17 protein-coding genes and 1 pseudogene are annotated in these 17,172 nt (G+C 48.3%); 15 read left to right on the top strand and 3 right to left on the bottom strand.

What is annotated here, in order from left to right; genetic code table 11:
• Positions 1-31 precede the first annotated feature (31 nt).
• From HPY31_RS25145 to HPY31_RS29260, 5 genes and pseudogenes are all read left to right on the top strand, one after another.
• Complete coding sequence (locus HPY31_RS25145) at positions 32-1,333, top strand: homoserine dehydrogenase (protein WP_172142907.1); 1,302 nt, start codon at positions 32-34, stop codon at positions 1,331-1,333.
• A complete protein-coding gene (gene thrC, locus HPY31_RS25140) occupies positions 1,333-2,415 on the top strand; it encodes a threonine synthase (protein WP_172142906.1) in 1,083 nt (360 codons plus the stop codon). The genes HPY31_RS25145 and thrC overlap by 1 nt, the downstream gene beginning before the upstream one ends.
• Positions 2,412-3,341 carry a homoserine kinase gene (thrB, locus tag HPY31_RS25135; protein ID WP_172142905.1) on the top strand — a complete coding sequence of 310 codons (930 nt, stop codon included), beginning with the start codon at positions 2,412-2,414 and terminating at the stop codon, positions 3,339-3,341. Before thrC ends, thrB begins: the two co-directional genes overlap by 4 nt.
• A 22-nt stretch (positions 3,342-3,363) precedes the next feature.
• On the top strand, positions 3,364-4,227 hold the full coding sequence (gene pheA / locus HPY31_RS25130) for a prephenate dehydratase (protein ID WP_172142904.1): 864 nt from the start codon (positions 3,364-3,366) through the stop codon (positions 4,225-4,227).
• 79 nt (positions 4,228-4,306) lie between these two features.
• A pseudogene (locus HPY31_RS29260) lies at positions 4,307-4,429 on the top strand (LysM peptidoglycan-binding domain-containing protein); the annotation flags it as partial.
• A 125-nt stretch (positions 4,430-4,554) separates the two neighbouring features.
• Here HPY31_RS29260 and HPY31_RS28940 read toward each other — a convergent pair.
• Positions 4,555-4,998 carry a hypothetical protein gene (locus HPY31_RS28940; RefSeq protein WP_253901947.1) on the bottom strand — a complete coding sequence of 148 codons (444 nt, stop codon included), beginning with the start codon at positions 4,996-4,998 and terminating at the stop codon, positions 4,555-4,557.
• Positions 4,999-5,145: 147 nt separating this feature from the next.
• Between HPY31_RS28940 and HPY31_RS28935 the strand changes: the two genes are divergently transcribed.
• Both HPY31_RS28935 and HPY31_RS25120 read left to right on the top strand, forming a co-directional pair.
• Positions 5,146-5,862, top strand: a complete 717-nt coding sequence (locus HPY31_RS28935; RefSeq protein ID WP_253901946.1) for a hypothetical protein — start codon at positions 5,146-5,148, stop codon at positions 5,860-5,862.
• A gap of 183 nt (positions 5,863-6,045) precedes the next feature.
• On the top strand, positions 6,046-7,074 hold the full coding sequence (locus HPY31_RS25120; RefSeq protein WP_087349671.1) for a phosphotransferase: 1,029 nt from the start codon (positions 6,046-6,048) through the stop codon (positions 7,072-7,074).
• A 55-nt stretch (positions 7,075-7,129) separates the two neighbouring features.
• On the opposite strand, the gene HPY31_RS25115 is transcribed toward HPY31_RS25120, so the two are convergent.
• The gene (locus tag HPY31_RS25115) at positions 7,130-9,118 is read right to left on the bottom strand and encodes a bifunctional 2',3'-cyclic-nucleotide 2'-phosphodiesterase/3'-nucleotidase (protein WP_016739210.1); all 1,989 of its coding nucleotides are present in this window, start codon (positions 9,116-9,118) and stop codon (positions 7,130-7,132) included.
• 236 nt (positions 9,119-9,354) lie between these two features.
• Here HPY31_RS25115 and HPY31_RS25110 point away from each other — a divergent pair, with 236 nt between their 5' ends.
• Positions 9,355-9,906: a BofC C-terminal domain-containing protein gene (locus HPY31_RS25110; RefSeq protein ID WP_253901945.1), complete on the top strand. Its 552-nt coding sequence runs from the start codon at positions 9,355-9,357 to the stop codon at positions 9,904-9,906.
• Positions 9,907-9,991: 85 nt separating this feature from the next.
• Here the strand turns inward: HPY31_RS25110 and HPY31_RS25105 are convergent, their stop codons facing one another.
• Positions 9,992-11,077 (bottom strand): hypothetical protein, encoded by a 1,086-nt coding sequence (locus HPY31_RS25105; protein ID WP_172142901.1) that lies wholly within the window; start codon positions 11,075-11,077, stop codon positions 9,992-9,994.
• Between the two features lie 132 nt (positions 11,078-11,209).
• Between HPY31_RS25105 and HPY31_RS25100 the strand changes: the two genes are divergently transcribed.
• From HPY31_RS25100 to queA, 7 genes are all read left to right on the top strand, one after another.
• A complete protein-coding gene (locus HPY31_RS25100; protein ID WP_007724527.1) occupies positions 11,210-11,401 on the top strand; it encodes a hypothetical protein in 192 nt (63 codons plus the stop codon).
• A 165-nt stretch (positions 11,402-11,566) separates the two neighbouring features.
• Entirely contained in the window at positions 11,567-12,067 is a 501-nt protein-coding gene (gene ruvC, locus HPY31_RS25095; RefSeq protein WP_012685580.1) for a crossover junction endodeoxyribonuclease RuvC, read from the top strand.
• Positions 12,064-12,681, top strand: a complete 618-nt coding sequence (gene ruvA / locus HPY31_RS25090; protein WP_012685581.1) for a Holliday junction branch migration protein RuvA — start codon at positions 12,064-12,066, stop codon at positions 12,679-12,681. Before ruvC ends, ruvA begins: the two co-directional genes overlap by 4 nt.
• A gap of 4 nt (positions 12,682-12,685) precedes the next feature.
• Positions 12,686-13,684, top strand: coding sequence for a Holliday junction branch migration DNA helicase RuvB (gene ruvB, locus HPY31_RS25085; RefSeq protein WP_012685582.1), 999 nt, complete (start codon positions 12,686-12,688; stop codon positions 13,682-13,684).
• On the top strand, positions 13,681-13,899 hold the full coding sequence (locus HPY31_RS25080; protein ID WP_012685583.1) for a DUF2905 domain-containing protein: 219 nt from the start codon (positions 13,681-13,683) through the stop codon (positions 13,897-13,899). Before ruvB ends, HPY31_RS25080 begins: the two co-directional genes overlap by 4 nt.
• A gap of 162 nt (positions 13,900-14,061) precedes the next feature.
• Complete coding sequence (locus tag HPY31_RS25075) at positions 14,062-15,996, top strand: SpoIID/LytB domain-containing protein (RefSeq protein WP_172142900.1); 1,935 nt, start codon at positions 14,062-14,064, stop codon at positions 15,994-15,996.
• A 43-nt stretch (positions 15,997-16,039) separates the two neighbouring features.
• Positions 16,040-17,068, top strand: coding sequence for a tRNA preQ1(34) S-adenosylmethionine ribosyltransferase-isomerase QueA (gene queA / locus HPY31_RS25070; RefSeq protein ID WP_172142899.1), 1,029 nt, complete (start codon positions 16,040-16,042; stop codon positions 17,066-17,068).
• The last annotated feature ends 104 nt before the right edge of the window (positions 17,069-17,172 follow it).

Genomic DNA, 17,172 nt, shown 5'->3' with positions numbered 1-17,172 from the left:
AACAATCAAAGAAAAGGCAGGGGAGAGAGACATGGAGAAGCAGAGCATTAAATTGGGATTAATGGGGTTTGGAACAGTCGGGACTGGTGTCGTACGCATTATTCAAGCGCATCAGGAGGATTTGCAAAAGCAAACCGGTCTCAGCATTGAGATTTCCCGTATTCTTGTTCAGGATGCGGAAAAATCCCGCAATATTTCATCCATGGAGGGCACGCTGACCACTGACCCTGCGAGTCTTTTGGATGACCCGGAAATTGAAGTCATTGTGGAAGTAATTGGTGGCATTCACCCTGCAAAGGAATACATTTTGGGTGCACTCGAACGAGGCAAGCACGTAGTAACAGCCAACAAAGATCTGATGGCGTTGCACGGAGCCGAAATTTTAGAGAAAGCGCAAGAAAAAGGCTGTGACGTTTTCTACGAGGCAAGCGTGGCAGGTGGGATACCGATTTTACGTGCATTGGTAGAAGGGTTCTCCTCAGACCGTATTGCGAAAATGATGGGGATCGTCAACGGAACGACCAATTACATCATGACCAAAATGAGTCAAGAGGGCGCAGAATACAGCGAGGTATTGAAAGAAGCGCAAGCACTGGGCTATGCGGAGCAAGACCCAACCTCTGATGTGGAAGGGTTTGATGCCGCCCGCAAAATGGCAATTTTGGCAACGCTGGGCTTCCGTGTGCCGATGAAGCTCGAAGATGTGGACGTAAAAGGGATCAGTTCTGTGAGCAAGGAAGATATCGCCTACGGCAAGCAGCTGGGCTATGAAATCAAGCTGCTCGGACTGGCTCGTCGTGACGAAGAGGCGATCGAGGTAAGTGTGCAGCCGACTCTGGTTCCGAAATCTCATCCACTCGCTTCCGTAAATGGTGTCTTTAATGCCGTGTACGTTCATGGGGAAGCGGTAGGAGAAACCATGTTTTACGGGCCGGGCGCAGGTGAATTACCAACTGCTACCGCCGTTGTGTCTGACCTGGTCACTGTCGTAAAAAACAGAAAGCTAGGAGTAAATGGACGCGGAATGGTTGCTCCTTACAAAGAAAAAGTACTGAAGGAAGACAGTGAAAAATTCTCGAAATACTTCCTTCGTATCGTCGTTGCAGATAAACGCGGTGTTCTTGCTCAAATTACGCAGCTGTTGGCTGACAAAAATATTTCCCTTGAGCAGGTGATCCAGCAACCGTTCAACAACGGACGTGAAGCGGAGATTATCATGGTTACACACCTGTCCTCAAAAAGTGACATGGATGCGGTACTGGCATACATGGAGCAGATGGATATCGTATCAACTGTGCAGAGCTGCTACCGTGTAGAAGGGGGAGACAAATAATGGGTTTTGATCGACAGTCTGGCATTCTGGCACGTTACCGGGAATTTCTCCCGATCACAGAAAAAACTCCGCTGGTCAGCCTGCATGAAGGAAACACTCCGCTGATCCATGCCCCGAACCTATCGAAACAATTGGGGGTGGAGCTGTACGTGAAGTACGAGGGGCTCAATCCGACCGGCTCTTTCAAAGATAGAGGCATGGTCATGGCTGTAGCCAAAGCGGTTGAAGAGGGAAGCAACACAATCATGTGCGCTTCGACGGGGAATACTTCAGCAGCAGCAGCGGCGTATGCGGCACGTTCAGGGTTGCGTTGCATCGTCCTGATCCCGAGCGGCAATATCGCACTGGGCAAGCTGGCACAGGCCATCGCCTATGGTGCAGAAGTCATCGCGATTGACGGTAATTTTGATGAAGCACTGAATATTGTTCGCGAAATCACAGCGAAAGAGCCAATTACACTGGTGAATTCCGTGAACCCTTACCGGATCGAAGGACAAAAGACTGCGGCATTTGAAGTATGCGATGCGTTGACAGACGCACCTGACATTTTGGCTATTCCAGTTGGTAACGCAGGTAACATTACGGCATACTGGAAGGGCTTCGAGGAATATTTCGCAGCCAAAAAATCGACTCGCTTGCCTAAGATGTACGGATTCCAGGCAGCCGGAGCAGCTCCGTTGGTTCACGGTGAACCCGTATCCAACCCTGAAACGATTGCGACAGCGATTCGAATTGGCAACCCAGCGAGCAAAGATGGCGCTTTGAATGCCATTTCGAAATCAAACGGTCTTGTCGATAGTGTAACAGACGAAGAAATTTTACATGCTTATCATTTGCTGGCGAAGAGTGAAGGCGTGTTTTGTGAGCCTGCCTCGGCAGCATCACTGGCGGGGATTATCAAGGTGCATGAGGCTGGAAGGCTCCAACCTGGCAGCCAGATCGTTTGCGTACTGACTGGAAACGGACTAAAAGATCCAAATATCGCTTTGAAGCTGGTAGGTGAAGAGCCGCGTTCTGTTCCGGCGACACATGAAGCTGTAATGGAGCTGGTTCGTCAAAGTGGGAGAGAATTTGTATCATGAATGGACGTCGTGTAAAAGTAACCATACCGGCAACGACAGCGAATCTGGGACCGGGATTCGATGCGCTGGGAATGGCTTTCCAGTTGTATTCTGTCGTAGAAATGGAAATCAGTGATCATACGACAGTGGAGATGATGGGCAAGGAGCTACAAGGAACACCGACGGATAAAAACAATCTTCTGTACAAGGTTGCAGCGGGATTGTTTCAAGAAGCAGGTCTCGCCATTCCTGAGCTCACGATCCGTGCCTCCAGTGAGGCACCCCTGACGAGAGGATTGGGAAGTAGTGCCGCTGCGATTGTAGGTGCTCTCGTAGCGGCTAATCATCTCGCTGGCGAACCATTTACGCGTGAGCAGTTGTTTGAAAAGGCAACGCGCCTGGAAGGGCATCCAGATAATGCAGGTGCTTCGATGTTTGGTGGTGTCATTGTTGCGACGATGCCTGAAGTGCCAGGAGACCCCGTTCCTTATGTGAGGTTTTCTGCTCCGGCTGGCTTGCAAACCCTCGTTGTGATCCCGGAATTCATGCTCTCGACAGAAAAAGCGCGGAACGTCTTGCCACAGGTGTACAGCAGAGAGGATGTTGTATATAATGTGGGTCATAGTAGTTTGCTAGTTGCTGCACTAGCACAAGGCAGACTCGACCTGATGGGACGGGCAATGTCGGATCGGCTGCATCAGCCGTATCGAGCAAAGCTTGTACCTGGCTTGAACGAAATCCTGGACAAAGCGACTGAACACGGGGCACTGGGAGCTGCTTTAAGCGGCGCTGGACCGACGATCCTCTGCTTCTTCTCCTCAGATGAAGAATTAGAGAAGCTGCGTGCATTTGTGGACAGAGTGATGAAAGGGCACGACATCTCGTACCGCGTGATGATCTTGCAACCGGACGAAAATGGCGTACAGGTAGAAATCCATCAGAGATAGACCATAGTGGATAGGAGTAGCCATGGAGAAGAAACTTGCTTTTCTAGGACCGCGTGGAACGTTTACCGAAGAAGCAGCACGAATACTGTCGCTCGGACAAAATCTATCTTTCGTTCCGTACCCAGGTATTATTGAAGTACTAGACGCTGTTTCCAAAGAGGAAGTGGCATACGGTGTCGTACCGATGGAAAACTCCATTGAAGGAACGGTCAATTCTACACTGGATTGGCTCATTCACGAAGTAGAGTTGCCTATTTTGGCAGAGCTCGCTTTGCCGATTACGCAAAATTTGCTTGTGGCAAAACGGGAGCACCCACTTCCTTTGTCCGCGATTACGAGAGTGCTGTCACATCCTCAAGCGATTGCACAAAGCCACAACTTTTTGCGTGAGAATTTGCCGGAAGCAGCGATTGAAACAGTAAACAGTACGGCATTGGCTGCAAAAATGGTGAGTGAGCATCCAGAAGAGCCATGGGCTGCTGTTGGTACTCGATTAAATGTAGAGATCTATCCATTGGCGTTTGCACGAGAACAAATTCAAGATTATTCGAATAACTATACGCGCTTTGTTCTCGTCGGTCGGGAAAGTCTTGATCTACCGGTTTCCCGCAAGGAAAAGACGACGATACTGGTCACGCTGCCAGAGGATTTCCCGGGAGCATTGTATCAAGTACTTGCTGCTTTTGCTTGGAGAAAGGTCAACTTGTCTCGCATCGAATCACGTCCGACGAAGAGAGCACTCGGAAGCTATTATTTTGTCATCGACATTGAGCAGAAAATGGACGATGTCTTGTTGCCAGGAGCGTTTGCTGAGATTGAAGCCATTGGTTGTCAAGTTCGTCAGCTCGGGACGTATCCGTTTTATATGCATCAGACCAATTCCTAGAGGGATTGGTTTTTTCTTTTTCTACTCCCTCCCAACAAAGGAATGACGTCAAGGAGCAAAACGCCCATAACTGCATACGATGTTAGGGAGTTTGGTGCAAGGGAGGAGAAAAACATTGAGAATACACATCGTCCAAAAAGGCGATACGATGTGGAAGATCGCCAAAAGATACGGCGTCGATTACAAAGAACTGTTACGCCTTAATAGTCAATTAAAAACTCCCGATACAATTTATCCTGGAGCGAGAATCAAGATTCCGGCGAAACAAGTTCCTGTCCGACCACCACAAAGAACGACGCCTCCGCATCCAATGAGTGAGGCGGCCCCTTATGTGAAAGAAAGACCGATTACGGAAGAGGAAGAGATGGAGGTTCCGCAACAAATTGAAAGGCGGCCCATTGAGCCGGAAGAATCAGGAGAGGTGGAAATCGAATCCAGAGAGGAGACCAGACCTACTCTACCACCGGCTCCCATTCCTACAAGGCCACCCAAGGAGATGCCAAGACCTCCCAAAGAAATGCCAAGACCACCAGTCCCTTCTGTTTCACCAGAAATAGTCAGGCCAACGGAACCACCAACATTACCACCTCCACCACCAACGGAGCCGATCGAAAAACCAATCGAGAAGCCAAGTGAAAAACCGATTGAAAAACCGATTGAAAAACCGATCGAAAAACCGATTGAGAAGCCAACACCGTATAAACCACCGAACATTTCAGGTAATCCAAATGTGCTGCCTCCTGTTCCGCCTGTTCCTATACGTCCACTCATACCGACTCCACCTCCAACCGGAGTGAGTCCGTATATTTATCCACCAGCGATTCCACCGAATCAAAATGTGCCCTACATCCCATATAGACCACCGACTCAGGTCTTGCCCTTACAGCCTATACGACCGCCAGCAAATGTATGCCCCCCTTGCACGCAGCCACAGGTAAGCCCATTGCAACCGATGCAGCCAAACTACCTACCGCCACGGGTAAGCCCATTGCAACCGATGCAGCCAAACTATCCACCGCCACGGGTAAGCCCATTGCAACCGATGCAGCCAAACTTCCCACCGCAGGTAAGCCCATTGCAACCGATGCAGCCAAACTTCCCACCGCGGGTAAGTCCATTGCAACCGATGCAGCCAAACTTCCCACCGCGGGTAAGTCCATTGCAACCGACGCAGCCTACCAACCCACCACGAGTAAGTCCGTTGCGGCCGCAGAAGCCGACTTCAAAGGTGAGCCCACAACAACAGCTCAAGCCACCTTCAAAAGTGAGCCCGCAACAGAAGCAGAAACCAACAACGAGGGTAAGTCCAGAGCAAGAGCGCAGGCCGATGCCACAGGTGCGCCCATTCCCGCCATTCCGACAGCCGTTCATGCCACCATTTCCACCACCATGCCCGCCATTTCCGCCCTGCCCACCGTTCGTGAACCCGTGGAATGGCCCATTTTATCCAAGTCGCCGACCGATTGTGAGTCCCGAACAATTTCGACCAATCAATCCATTTCCAATGGTCCCACCACCGATCAGACCGATGCCGTTTCCTTATCCATGCCCACCACCATTTCCACCCATGCCATTAAAGCGGCCACGAGCGAAGAAGCCTGTGTGCCCGGAACCAGTGGAGTCATCATCATGTGAGTGTTCTTCTGAAGTCATGGAGTACAGAGGCCGAAAAGGCAAGTACAATCGTTCTCCACAGGGGATTCACAATAACATGATGTTCCCGCCTTCCCCGTGTATGGCTTCCATGCCTGAACAAGGGGTTTGGCCGAACTGGGGAGATGGGCATGAAGAATCCTCTTCTTACTGAGAGGGTATGGGATGAACAAAGGAATCTTATCTACCATTGAAAAGGCTTTTCGCTGTCAAATCTACGGGGTAAAGCCGAAGCGAAACGTCAACCTGTTAAAAACAGACCGGGGCCATTGGATACTCAAAGGATATAAGCAGGTCGAAAAAGCTGTGTGGGTGACAGAGCTAGCAGATGCCCTATATCAAAAGGGCTTTCATCATACGGTGCAGTATGTGGCGAGTCAGGAAGGGGCAAAAATTTTTACATTTGAAGACCGCCATTACACCATCATGAAAATGATTGATGGGCATGAAGCAGATAACGGTTCTCTTTTCGATGTGAAAAAAACAGCAGAGACATTGGCGCGTTTTCATGTTGCAGCTCAGGGTTTTCCTATTGCTCATTCCTATGCGTATGAAGGAAAACCTGCTCTTTTAGATAAATGGGAGAGCCGCTTGGAATACTTTGAGCGATTGATGTGGTCGCTTGAACAGAAGGGACCTCAGACAAAACTGGAGCAACTCATTTCCCAACAGGCAGATCACGTCCTTCGGGATGGCAAGGAGCTGCTGCAATCTGCCTACAAGCTGCCTTTGACGCCAGAAATGTTTTTAGCCATGGAGAGGGGGACACTCGCTCACAGAGACGTGGCGAGTCATAACTTTTTGCTTACGGAGCGAGGCAATTGCTATTTGATCGACCTTGATACCGTAGGTCATGATCTTCAGCTTGTTGACCTTGTCCAATTGATGTCGAGGATGCTACTGATGCAAGAGTACCGCATGGATTCCTTTGTAGAAGCCATGGAAGCCTATAGCAACGTCAACTATTTGTCTGATACGCAGATTTGGGCTGTTCATCAACTTCTTCGCTATCCGGATAATTTCTTGCGGGAGGTAACGGGCTTGTATAGTCAGCGCCCAGGCTACCACATGAAGGGCGTCATGCAGCTGATCCAAATGGAAGGCAAAGTGATGGCAAATCGCCAACGCTTTTTAAACGACGGAGAACGAATCTTCCAGCGCTCTCCGTGGGGGCATTACCATTTTGTTGGATAGTCGGATAAAATAAAACATCCCTCTTTCAAGAGGGATGTTTGTGTTGTCGATAAGCTTACTTGGAAGCAGGCTTGGACAGATCAATAGAGAATTTCGCAAACCCAGATTCCAATACGTTGATGAACTTGATATTGGACATTTTTTCAGCGAATGGTTTCGCGTCAGGAGAAGAAGTGAAGGTAACGTTCAGCTTCGCATCTACTGGAGCAAAAGACCAGTTATTGTCTGCTGCTGGATCGATATTTTTTTGGTTCAGGATGTAGTCGATTACGATTTGACGGTTTTCATCTGGAGAATCGATGACGATGTTTTTGCCATCCAGACCTGGGAACGCACCACCGCCGCTTGCACGGTAGTTGTTAGTTACGACGATGAACTTGTCTTCAGGTTTTACTGGTTTGCCGTTATAAGACAGGTTTTTGATGCGGTTTGCATCTTTGTTTGCTACTTTTCCATCTACAGCGTATTTGGATGGCTGTGTAACATCGATTTGATAAGTAACACCGTCGATTACATCATAGTTGTACGTTGGGAAAGACTCGTTGATGAGTGGTTGCTCATCTGTTTTCTTCGCATCGATTTGGTTGAACTGACCAGCGGAGCGCTCCAACCATTCTTTCACTGTAGCACCATCGACCAGAACCGCTTTCAATGTGTTCGGGTAGATGTACAGGTCAGATACGTTTTTGATGGCGATTGTACCAGCTGGGATATTGGAGTAGTAGCTCACTCCGTTACGGCCGCCCGCTTTAAATGGTGCACCAGCAGACAGAACTGGAATGCCGTCGTATTCTGTACCCTTCACGTTTTTCTCAACGAACCATTTTTGTGCATTGGTTACGATTTGGATAGATGGGTCATCTTGCACGAGTGCAAAGTAGCTGAAGATCGGGGAAGATGTTTTCCCTACAGCGGAGCGAACCCAGTCAACTGTTTTATCGTGATCTTCTTTTACTGCTTCTACGATAGCTTTGTCTGCATCAGCCAAGGATGCTTTGTTTGCTTTGTCATAAATCGGAACAACTTTTGTAGCGGACTCAGCTACTTTCCATTTTCCGTTTTCTTGTTTCAGCGTCAGGTCGATCACGCCGAGGTGGTTACCCCAGAAGCCAGGCATAACAGCTGGTTTACCGTTGAGCGTTCCTTTTTCTGCATCAATGCCTGGAATTTTATCGAATCCAGGACCAGGGAATACGGAGTGGGAGTGTCCGAACAAGATCGCGTCGATACCATCTACTTTGCTCAGCTGGTAGCTAGCGTTCTCCAATTGAGGACCACCCTCGATAGGGCCAATTCCGGAGTGAGGAACTGCGATAATGATGTCCGCACCTTTTTTCTTCATTTCAGGTACGAATTTGTTGGCAGTTTCCACGATGTCCTTCGCGATCACTTTTCCTTCCAGGTTAGCCTTGTCCCACTGCATAATTTGTGGAGGAACAAAACCGATTACGCCTACTTTGAGTTTTACATCTTTGCCGTTCTCATCTTTAAAAGTGCGCTCCAGAATTTCGTAAGGAGTGAACATGTTTTTGTCATTGTTAGGGTTTTTGTCCTTGTCGTCTACATAGACATTGGCGTTAATATAAGGGAATTTCGCACCTTTCAAGCTGGTACCCAAGAAGTCCAAACCGAAGTTGAACTCGTGGTTACCAATATTGGCAACATCATAGTCCATCAGGTTCATTGCTTTGTAAGCAGGGTGAGTATCTCCAGCTTTCAACGGGTCAATTTTTGCCACGTAGTCGCCCAACGGGTTTCCTTGCAACAAGTCACCGTTGTCGATCAGGATGCTGTTTTTCGCTTCTTCTCTTGCTTTTTTGACCAATGTGGCTGTTTTTGCGAGGCCAAACTCGTCTGTGTTTTTGTCTTGATAGTAGTCATAGTTCACGATGTTGGTGTGGATATCTGTCGTTTCCAAAAGGCGGAGCTTGAGGACAGAACCTGTTTGCGCGCTTACAGGAGTAAGAGGAAAAGAGAGTGCGCCAACAACCAAAGAAGTGCTGAGGAGAAAAGCAGTCAGCATTTTTTTGTTCGTTTTTTTCATGTTTGAAATGACCTCCATAAGTTTACAATAATGCCAAGCAAAAATAGTTTATCATTAGATTCAAAGGCTGGATAGATAGCTAGATGAAATAGTATATTAATTTTTTGTATTGACAAAAATAAAAAAACATGACGTCAATCCCACTTTAGTCGCGTATGCCCCTGTTTCTTTGTGGTAATGATAGGAAGAAAAGCCTATAAAAGAAGGGGTTCTATTTGACTGAGAAGAAAAAATGGATGGTTTACGCGACGTGGGGTGTAGCTTTCGTTACAGGCGTCGTAGGCGGTATCCTGTTTGTGGGTAAAGACGGAAACGATTCAGGTCTTGCACGCTTACTGAACCAAACTGGCAAAGCAGATGTAGTCGCAGGTAATTCGTACGAACTGGTTTTAACTCGCCATTATTTGTGTGGAATGCGAGATGAAGAACTTGTTTCGGTTCGTCCGAATCAACTGGCAGACGCCATGGGCAACTATAATGGCTGGGAAATTGTACAAGCTGAGCCCGTCAAGATGATCTTAATGAAACGCGAACAGGATATAGCGCCAGCGTGCAAGGAAAATGGACATATCGGAATAGCTGCGGACGGCATGCTTGCCCTGTTTCATGGTCTGCCCGTTGAACAAGATGTCGTGCAAACCTTTTATCGAATCGATACGGCAAAAATGGAAGCGAGTCTGCCAAAAGAGGAATGGGAGAATCTGAAACGGGGGATTCGCATTCGGAATTTGGCAGAGTATAACAGTGTATTGTCTACCTATGGCGAATACCAATGGAGCGGACAATGAATACGGGTAAACCGAAAAGAAATCCCTTTCGAGCCTTTCGTGTAACAAGCACGTGTGGACTGGAAAGGGATTTTTGTTTCCATGGCTACGGATTTAGTTCAACCGCAATGATTCGCCAGCGTTCCCCCGGGACTTCACGGCGCAAAAGAAACTTCCATGTTCGTCGAAAATTCCCGCCTTCCTCTGCGATGTACGCAAGCCGAACAGGCACCTCTATCAAGAGGGGACCACGTTCGTCTGATGGTATGACGATTTCTGACGTTCGCACAGATTCGATCGCGGACAGTTCTTCTGGAAGTGTGAAGCCGTCTGTTGTCATTCGCATCGAATGGGTGTCGTGCTCATGCAGAGCGGTGAGGAAATAGCCGACCAATTCTTCAGGTGACGCCCCTTTTAGTGTAGTTGCAAGTGCCCCGGAGGCTTTGAGAATCATCATGCTGTGACTGGGATCGGGCTCAGAGCGTCGATGGGTGGAGCTGCCAAAAAAGTGGATGCAAAAATGCCCCGGGAATTCATTACCTTTAATCGCACCAGCACCATGAGGCATTCCGTGCATGGATGCAGCAAAATAAGTACCGTCTACCTCTACCAGAATGGCCCTGCGCTTCCACGACCATTTTCCCTGATAAATGCTCTTCATGATCTGTGTATCCTTGCGCGTCAACGGTTGAACATCGGCATGGCGACTACCTGCTCTGCGCTGGACATCAAAACGTTGTCCTGTCTCTAAATCAATTACCGTACCGAACTCCATCCGTTTTAACGTTTTTTTCACCTGTTCCCAGGGAATGGCTTGTGCAAAATGGACTGCCTCTACGGACTTGACCATTTCTTCGATCTGCTGTCGAAGATCGTTTGCCAACACATAACGACGTGGCATTTCTTTTTCATAAAGCTGGCCATCGTGATCATATACATACATTCGTTTTTTTACGGTCAATGTAGCGCGTACCCAATGCGGGTTATAGGAGGCGATTTCGATAGTAGAGCCCAATATCCGCTTCGTAAATTGCTTTTGGTCAAGGAAGGACATAGTTGTTTGGAAGGAGGAATCGGGTGACACCGATACGGTGACCGTGATGTCGTTCTTGATCTTGGCAAGCGCAGAGTACGGCATGGACAGTGCGATTGCGAAAAAATAGATACAAATAATAAGGACTTTGCTGCGCAATAACCAACACCTCCACAGCTTATCGTTTCAATAAGATGTATGGCTTATGTGGCGTAAATCTTGGTATCATAACGCCATTGCACTTACGCCATACTGATTTCATACGGTGATCGAAGGAGGAGTCTTTAGACCATGTCTACCATGCCTAGAGGTAGCTACAAAGACCAGTTCCATCAGCGTTTGTACGTTCAGTTGAACCAGGGGCACAACAAGCTCAATTACCAACAGATCAACAAGATCAAAGAGCACATGCAAAGTGGCGTAGACGACTATGCCCACATGCAGCATGATGTGTCGGATTCATTCGGAATGAACAAACACTAACAGACGCCGTATAACCCGTTCCTTTTATAGGGAGCGGGTTTTTTATATGGCTGTTCAAAAAAAATCGACTTTTTGTACTTGGATATCAAATGGAAATACACGTTCGCTTTTTGGGTGCTTTGTGTTACAGTAGAGAGTAGAATCTTTGCTCACGGAGAGTGGACTATGCGCATTTTAGGAATTGACCCTGGCATTGCGATTGTTGGCTTCGGGGTTGTGGATAAAGAGGGCAGCCAATTGCGTCCCGTCCAATATGGAAGCATTCAAACAGAAGCTGGATTGCCAGTACCGCTTAGATTGAAACAGATTTTTGAGGCAATGCAGAGCCTTCTGGAAACCTATCGTCCCGATGAAATGTCCGTCGAAAAGCTTTTCTTTAATAAAAACGTGACGACGGCCTTTACAGTTGGTCAAGCGCGAGGAGTTATTATCCTTGCAGCAGAGCTAGCTGGTGTGCCGGTTTATGAATATACCCCAATGCAGGTCAAGCAAGCTGTGACTGGATACGGGGGAGCAGAGAAGAAGCAAATACAGGAAATGACGAAGCTCCTATTGCGGTTAAAGGAAGTACCAAAGCCTGACGACGTGGCGGACGCATTGGGCATTGCGATTACGCACGCACAGTTTCGAGCGTTCATTTCCATTTCGGAAGGGGTCAAGAAATGATTGATTTTGTAGAAGGTACACTTAGTTATCTCGATTCGGAATACATAGTTATCGAAACAGGTGGAATTGGTTATCGACTGTTTTGCCCAAACCCGTACCAATTCGTTCGGTATGAGGGCAACAAAACCAAATTGTTTACCCACCACCACGTGCGGGAAGATGCCATCCTGCTGTACGGCTTTGCCACCCGTGATGAACGCGATTTGTTCCGCAAGCTGCTCGATGTTAGCGGAATTGGTCCAAAAGGCGGATTAGCTATTCTGGCCGCTGCGACGCCTGAGCAGCTAGTGATGGCGGTTCAACAGGAGAATGTTACCTATTTGACGAAATTTCCGGGGATTGGGAAAAAGACAGCCCAGCGCATTATCCTCGATTTGAAGGATAAATTGGTAGGGTACACACCATCTGCGATTTTGACTGTTGCAGCGGGTGATTTGACAGCAGGCGAGCAAGCTGTGTCTGCACTGAATGAAGCACTCGATGCATTGACTGCACTGGGTTACTCTGATGGTGAACTGCAAAAAATCAGAAACACGCTGTCTGAGAAATCAAAAGAGGGCGATGGTGTAGAAAAGCTCATCAAACAAGGGCTTGCGTTGCTCATGAGGGGGTAGGATTTTGGATTCTCGGATCATCACGACGCATATGAATTGGGAAGAAGATGCGGCGGAGCTGAGCCTCCGTCCTCGCTATTTAAACGAATACATCGGTCAGCAGCATGTGAAGGAAAACCTGAAAATTTTTATTGAAGCAGCCAAAATGCGGAAAGAGTCATTGGATCACGTACTGCTGTACGGTCCGCCTGGTCTGGGGAAGACGACCTTGTCGCAAATTATCGCAAATGAGCTGGGTGTGAATATCCGCACGACATCTGGTCCGGCAATTGAACGCCCCGGTGATTTGGCAGCGATTTTGACGAATTTGCAAGAAGGCGATGTCCTGTTTATTGACGAGATTCACAGACTTAACCGAAGCGTCGAGGAAGTTCTGTATCCGGCGATGGAGGATTTTGCGCTGGACATCATTATCGGTAAAGGTCCAAGTGCTCGCAGTGTTCGTTTGGATTTGCCGCCATTTACACTGGTCGGGGCTACGACGCGGGCTGGAATGCTCTCCGCGCCGCTTCGAGATCGCTTTGGGGTGGTCAATCGCCTGGAGTTCTATACTGTCCCAGAACTGACTTTTATCGTTTCGCGTGCAGCCGACATCCTGCAGGTCGTCATTCGAGAAGGCGGGGCAGAGGAGATTGCCAGACGTTCACGGGGAACACCCCGGGTTGCAAACCGTTTGCTGAAGCGGGTTCGCGATTTTGCCCAAGTAAAAGGTGAAGGCGTCATTACGACAGAGATTGCCAAAGAAGCGCTGGAAAGATTACAAGTAGATGCCTGCGGTCTCGATCATATCGACCACAAACTGTTGCTAGCGATTATTGATCGTTTTGACGGTGGACCGGTTGGACTGGATACGATCGCAGCAACAATCGGAGAAGAGTCACAGACCGTGGAAGATGTTTGCGAGCCGTACCTCATGCAGATTGGCTTTATGCAGCGGACGCCACGTGGGCGTGTACTCACCCCAAGTGCGTACCAACACTTTGGTCGGGAGATGAAATCGTGAATCCTGTAGCCAAGCTACTTATTATTGGTGGTGCTGCTTTAATCGTAATCGGTTTGTTGTGGCAGGTAGGAGGCAGATTTTTGCCGCTGGGGCGTTTGCCGGGAGATATCGTGGTAGAAAAGGAAAACGTCAAATTCTACTTTCCCATTGTGACCTGTATTGTGATTAGCATCGTCCTGTCTCTTGGCATGTATCTATTTCGGTTGTTTAAATAAGCAAGTGTGTAGGCCATCGGAGCTCATCGTTCCGATGGTTTTTTTGTGTGTGCGGGCGTTTGGTCCCATTTTACGAAAAAGGCAGGAGATCAGCCGACGATTGTCGAAAAAACATTGGGAAGACATGCCAATTTTTGTTGAAAATCAGGTGAAGAAAGGACAATGGACGACATGAGAAAGAAATGGATGGGGAAAGTCCTTTCGGTGGGCCTGCTATCAGTAGTTCTCGTAGGAGGACATGAACCAGCGCAGGCAGCCGGCGACAATATTAGGGTTGCGCTATTTGTGGATACAGGACAAGGCTACCGGGGAGTAGTTCCTTCCGTTACGCTAACTGCTGCAAATGGTATGGAGGTCGTGCTTAACGGACCCGAAGGCAAGACAGATTTACCCGAATTAAAGGGAGATGCAGCTCGTTACCGGGTTGATGAATATCATCTGATCGTTGCCGAAACAGGTGACTGGAATCGCGCACAGCAGATTGCACAGCAATTGAGCCAACGAAAATACGAGGGTTCGATCCAGGTGGCAAAACGTAACGGTCAGACCGTCTATCAGGTTGTAAGCGGCACGTACGACACATATCAGGCTGCTGCGAATCAGGCAAAAATAGTTGCCCAAGCAATCGGGCAGAATCCGCTGGTAAAAGGTCCGCATCGACTCGAAGCGGGTAAATTCAAAAGCTTAAAGGAAGCACAAGAATGGCAGGCGTCCTTTGAAGCAGCGGGTATTCCTGCTTATCCTGTGATGGTATCAGAGGGGGATAAAGTAAAGTATGCCGTTTGGATCGGTGATGAGGTTAGTCCTGATGCTGTGAAAGAATTGAAACGAAGAGCAAACGCTGCATTTCCTTCTTTCTCCTACCAGGAGCCAGACAGCCATTCATATGTTATATTGAAGCAGGATGTATACGGATCACCGGATGAAGTGATTTGGAAGTATGTATTCTCCCCTCAAGTTAAGCTGACCGTTGAAGCGAATAAAGCAGACGATGAAACGGTGATTGGCGTTGTGGAACGAGAGCAGCGCACATATCGTGGTGAGATGGAGCTGTCGGAATACAATGGTCACTTGACGCTAGTAAATGAGCTTCCGATGGAAGAGTATCTGTATGGCGTCGTTGGCTCTGAAATGGCTCCAGGCTGGCCGATGGAAGCATTGAAAACGCAGGCAGTCCTATCGAGAACTCGTGCTGTGTGGCAAGGCAATAAGTATGGTGTTGCTAATGTGTCCGATACGGTTTTCGAACAGGCGTATTATGGCTATACAAAAGAGTCTGATGATGTGCGTGAGGCCGTCGACGAGACGGAAGGCGAAGTCATTTACTACCAAGGCAAACCAGCCGAGTCACTCTTCTATTCCAACGCAGGCGGTATGACAGCAGATGGCACAGAAGTATGGGGCAATCCCGTTCCTTATTTGCGATCTGTCGAGAGTAAAGACACCTATCCAATGGATAATGCAAGCGTATGGTATCGTGTGGCTTTAGCAGATGGTACGAGCGGCTATGTACGAAATGATCTGGTAACCGAAACAGGCCAGAGCAATTCAGCCGGACAAAGAATAGCGGTCATTTCGACCGAGAATACCAATTTGCGCTCGGGCCCAAGTACAACGACGAATCGTGTGTTGTCCGTACTCCCTACTGGTGCAGAGGTAACGATTCTCTCAGAAGTAAAAGAAGAAAATGCGTATTCGTGGACGCGTGGTCCGTTTACCGCTACAGAGATCGCAGCCATGATTAATGCCGCGCATGACAAGAACAAAGCTCCACGCATTTCAGGAAACGTAACGAGCCTGAAAGTGACAGAGCGCGGTCCATCTGGACGTGTGATCGCGATGGAAGCTAACGGGAAGCCAATCGTCGTTTCTTCACCGGATGCTATCCGTTCTGTTTTTCAACAAGGTGGCTCCCCTCTTCGCAGCACGAAGTTTGAAGTGGAAAAAATCAATGGTTCGCAATTCATCTTCCGTGGTACTGGCTTTGGGCACGGACTTGGTGTTTCGCAATACGGAGCTCGTGCAATGGCAGAGGAAGGGTATGACTACAAAGATATCTTGCAACACTACTACCAGGATGTGACAATCGAAAAGTAAGTCGTTTGCCACAAGATCTACCGCAAAAAGGAGTAACGATTTCGTGGACGTGCAACAATTTGATTTTGATCTGCCGGAGCATTTAATCGCACAGCACCCGCTAGAAGACCGAACTTCATCGAGATTGCTCGTGTTAGAGAAACAAACAGGCAATATCGTTCATCAGCAATTTACCAATTTAATCGATCACCTCCAAGCAGGGGACGTACTCGTCATGAATGACAGCCGCGTTTTACCTGCCAGATTGATAGGTGAAAAGGCTGACACTGGTGCGAAAATAGAAATCCTTTTGTTGAAATCACTTGGTGACGATCGTTGGGAGACGCTGGTGAAGCCCGGGAAACGGATGAAGCCGGGGACAGAAGTGGTTTTTGGTAACGGCCTTTTGCGTTGTGTTTGTGAAGACGTGACAGAGACAGGTGGACGAATCGTGCGCTTTTTGTACGAGGGAATCTTTTATGAGATTCTCGATCAATTAGGCTCGATGCCTTTACCACCGTATATTCACGCGCAGCTGGAGGACAGTGAGCGTTATCAGACAGTCTATGCGAAGGAGCGCGGTTCAGCGGCAGCTCCGACAGCCGGACTTCATTTTACAAAGCCGTACTTGGAGCAAATCGCTGCCAAAGGGGTACAGCTGGCTTATGTGACACTGCATGTTGGGCTTGGGACTTTTCGCCCTGTATCAGCGGATTCCGTGGAAGAGCATGTCATGCACGCGGAGTACTATGAGATTCCCGAGGAAACAGTAGAGTTGGTGAACCAGGCAAAAGCAGAAGGTAGAAGAGTAATCGCTGTCGGGACGACATCCTGCCGAACATTGGAGACGGTAGGGCGCGCGAATGGAGGAAAGCTGGTGGCAACCTCTGGTTGGACGGATATTTTCATTTATCCGGGCTACACGTTTTCCATTTTGGACGGGCTACTGACAAACTTCCACTTGCCGAAATCTACGCTCGTCATGCTTGTGAGTGCATTGGCTGGAAAAGAGAATGTGATGCGTGCCTACAAAACGGCTGTGGAAGAGGAGTATCGCTTCTTCAGTTTTGGCGATGCGATGCTAATTTTATAAAAATGTGAACAACCCACCTGTATAAGTGTATACTTATTAGTCAGGTGGGTTTACTTCACCCGGAAGTTTTTCTATAATAGGTAAGACTTACATACATAGCTTGA

This window comes from Brevibacillus sp. HB1.3, assembly GCF_013186635.1.
GTDB lineage: Bacteria > Bacillota > Bacilli > Brevibacillales > Brevibacillaceae > Brevibacillus > Brevibacillus brevis_D.
The sequence above is the reverse complement of the archived record's forward strand: the minus strand, read 5'-3'. Positions and strand labels throughout refer to the sequence as shown.

Excerpts from the sequence above, each read along its gene's own strand:
- HPY31_RS25145 (WP_172142907.1), top strand. The coding sequence starts at position 32 with ATGGAGAAGCAGAGCATTAAATTGGGATTAATGGGGTTTGGAACAGTC.
- thrC (WP_172142906.1), top strand. The coding sequence starts at position 1,333 with ATGGGTTTTGATCGACAGTCTGGCATTCTGGCACGTTACCGGGAATTT.
- thrB (WP_172142905.1), top strand. The coding sequence starts at position 2,412 with ATGAATGGACGTCGTGTAAAAGTAACCATACCGGCAACGACAGCGAAT.
- pheA (WP_172142904.1), top strand. The coding sequence starts at position 3,364 with ATGGAGAAGAAACTTGCTTTTCTAGGACCGCGTGGAACGTTTACCGAA.
- HPY31_RS28940 (WP_253901947.1), bottom strand. The coding sequence starts at position 4,998 with ATGAGTGGACGTATAGGAACAGGCGGAACAGGAGGCAGCACATTTGGA.
- HPY31_RS25120 (WP_087349671.1), top strand. The coding sequence starts at position 6,046 with ATGAACAAAGGAATCTTATCTACCATTGAAAAGGCTTTTCGCTGTCAA.
- HPY31_RS25115 (WP_016739210.1), bottom strand. The coding sequence starts at position 9,118 with ATGAAAAAAACGAACAAAAAAATGCTGACTGCTTTTCTCCTCAGCACT.
- HPY31_RS25110 (WP_253901945.1), top strand. The coding sequence starts at position 9,355 with ATGGTTTACGCGACGTGGGGTGTAGCTTTCGTTACAGGCGTCGTAGGC.
- HPY31_RS25100 (WP_007724527.1), top strand. The coding sequence starts at position 11,210 with ATGTCTACCATGCCTAGAGGTAGCTACAAAGACCAGTTCCATCAGCGT.
- ruvC (WP_012685580.1), top strand. The coding sequence starts at position 11,567 with ATGCGCATTTTAGGAATTGACCCTGGCATTGCGATTGTTGGCTTCGGG.
- ruvA (WP_012685581.1), top strand. The coding sequence starts at position 12,064 with ATGATTGATTTTGTAGAAGGTACACTTAGTTATCTCGATTCGGAATAC.
- HPY31_RS25075 (WP_172142900.1), top strand. The coding sequence starts at position 14,062 with ATGGACGACATGAGAAAGAAATGGATGGGGAAAGTCCTTTCGGTGGGC.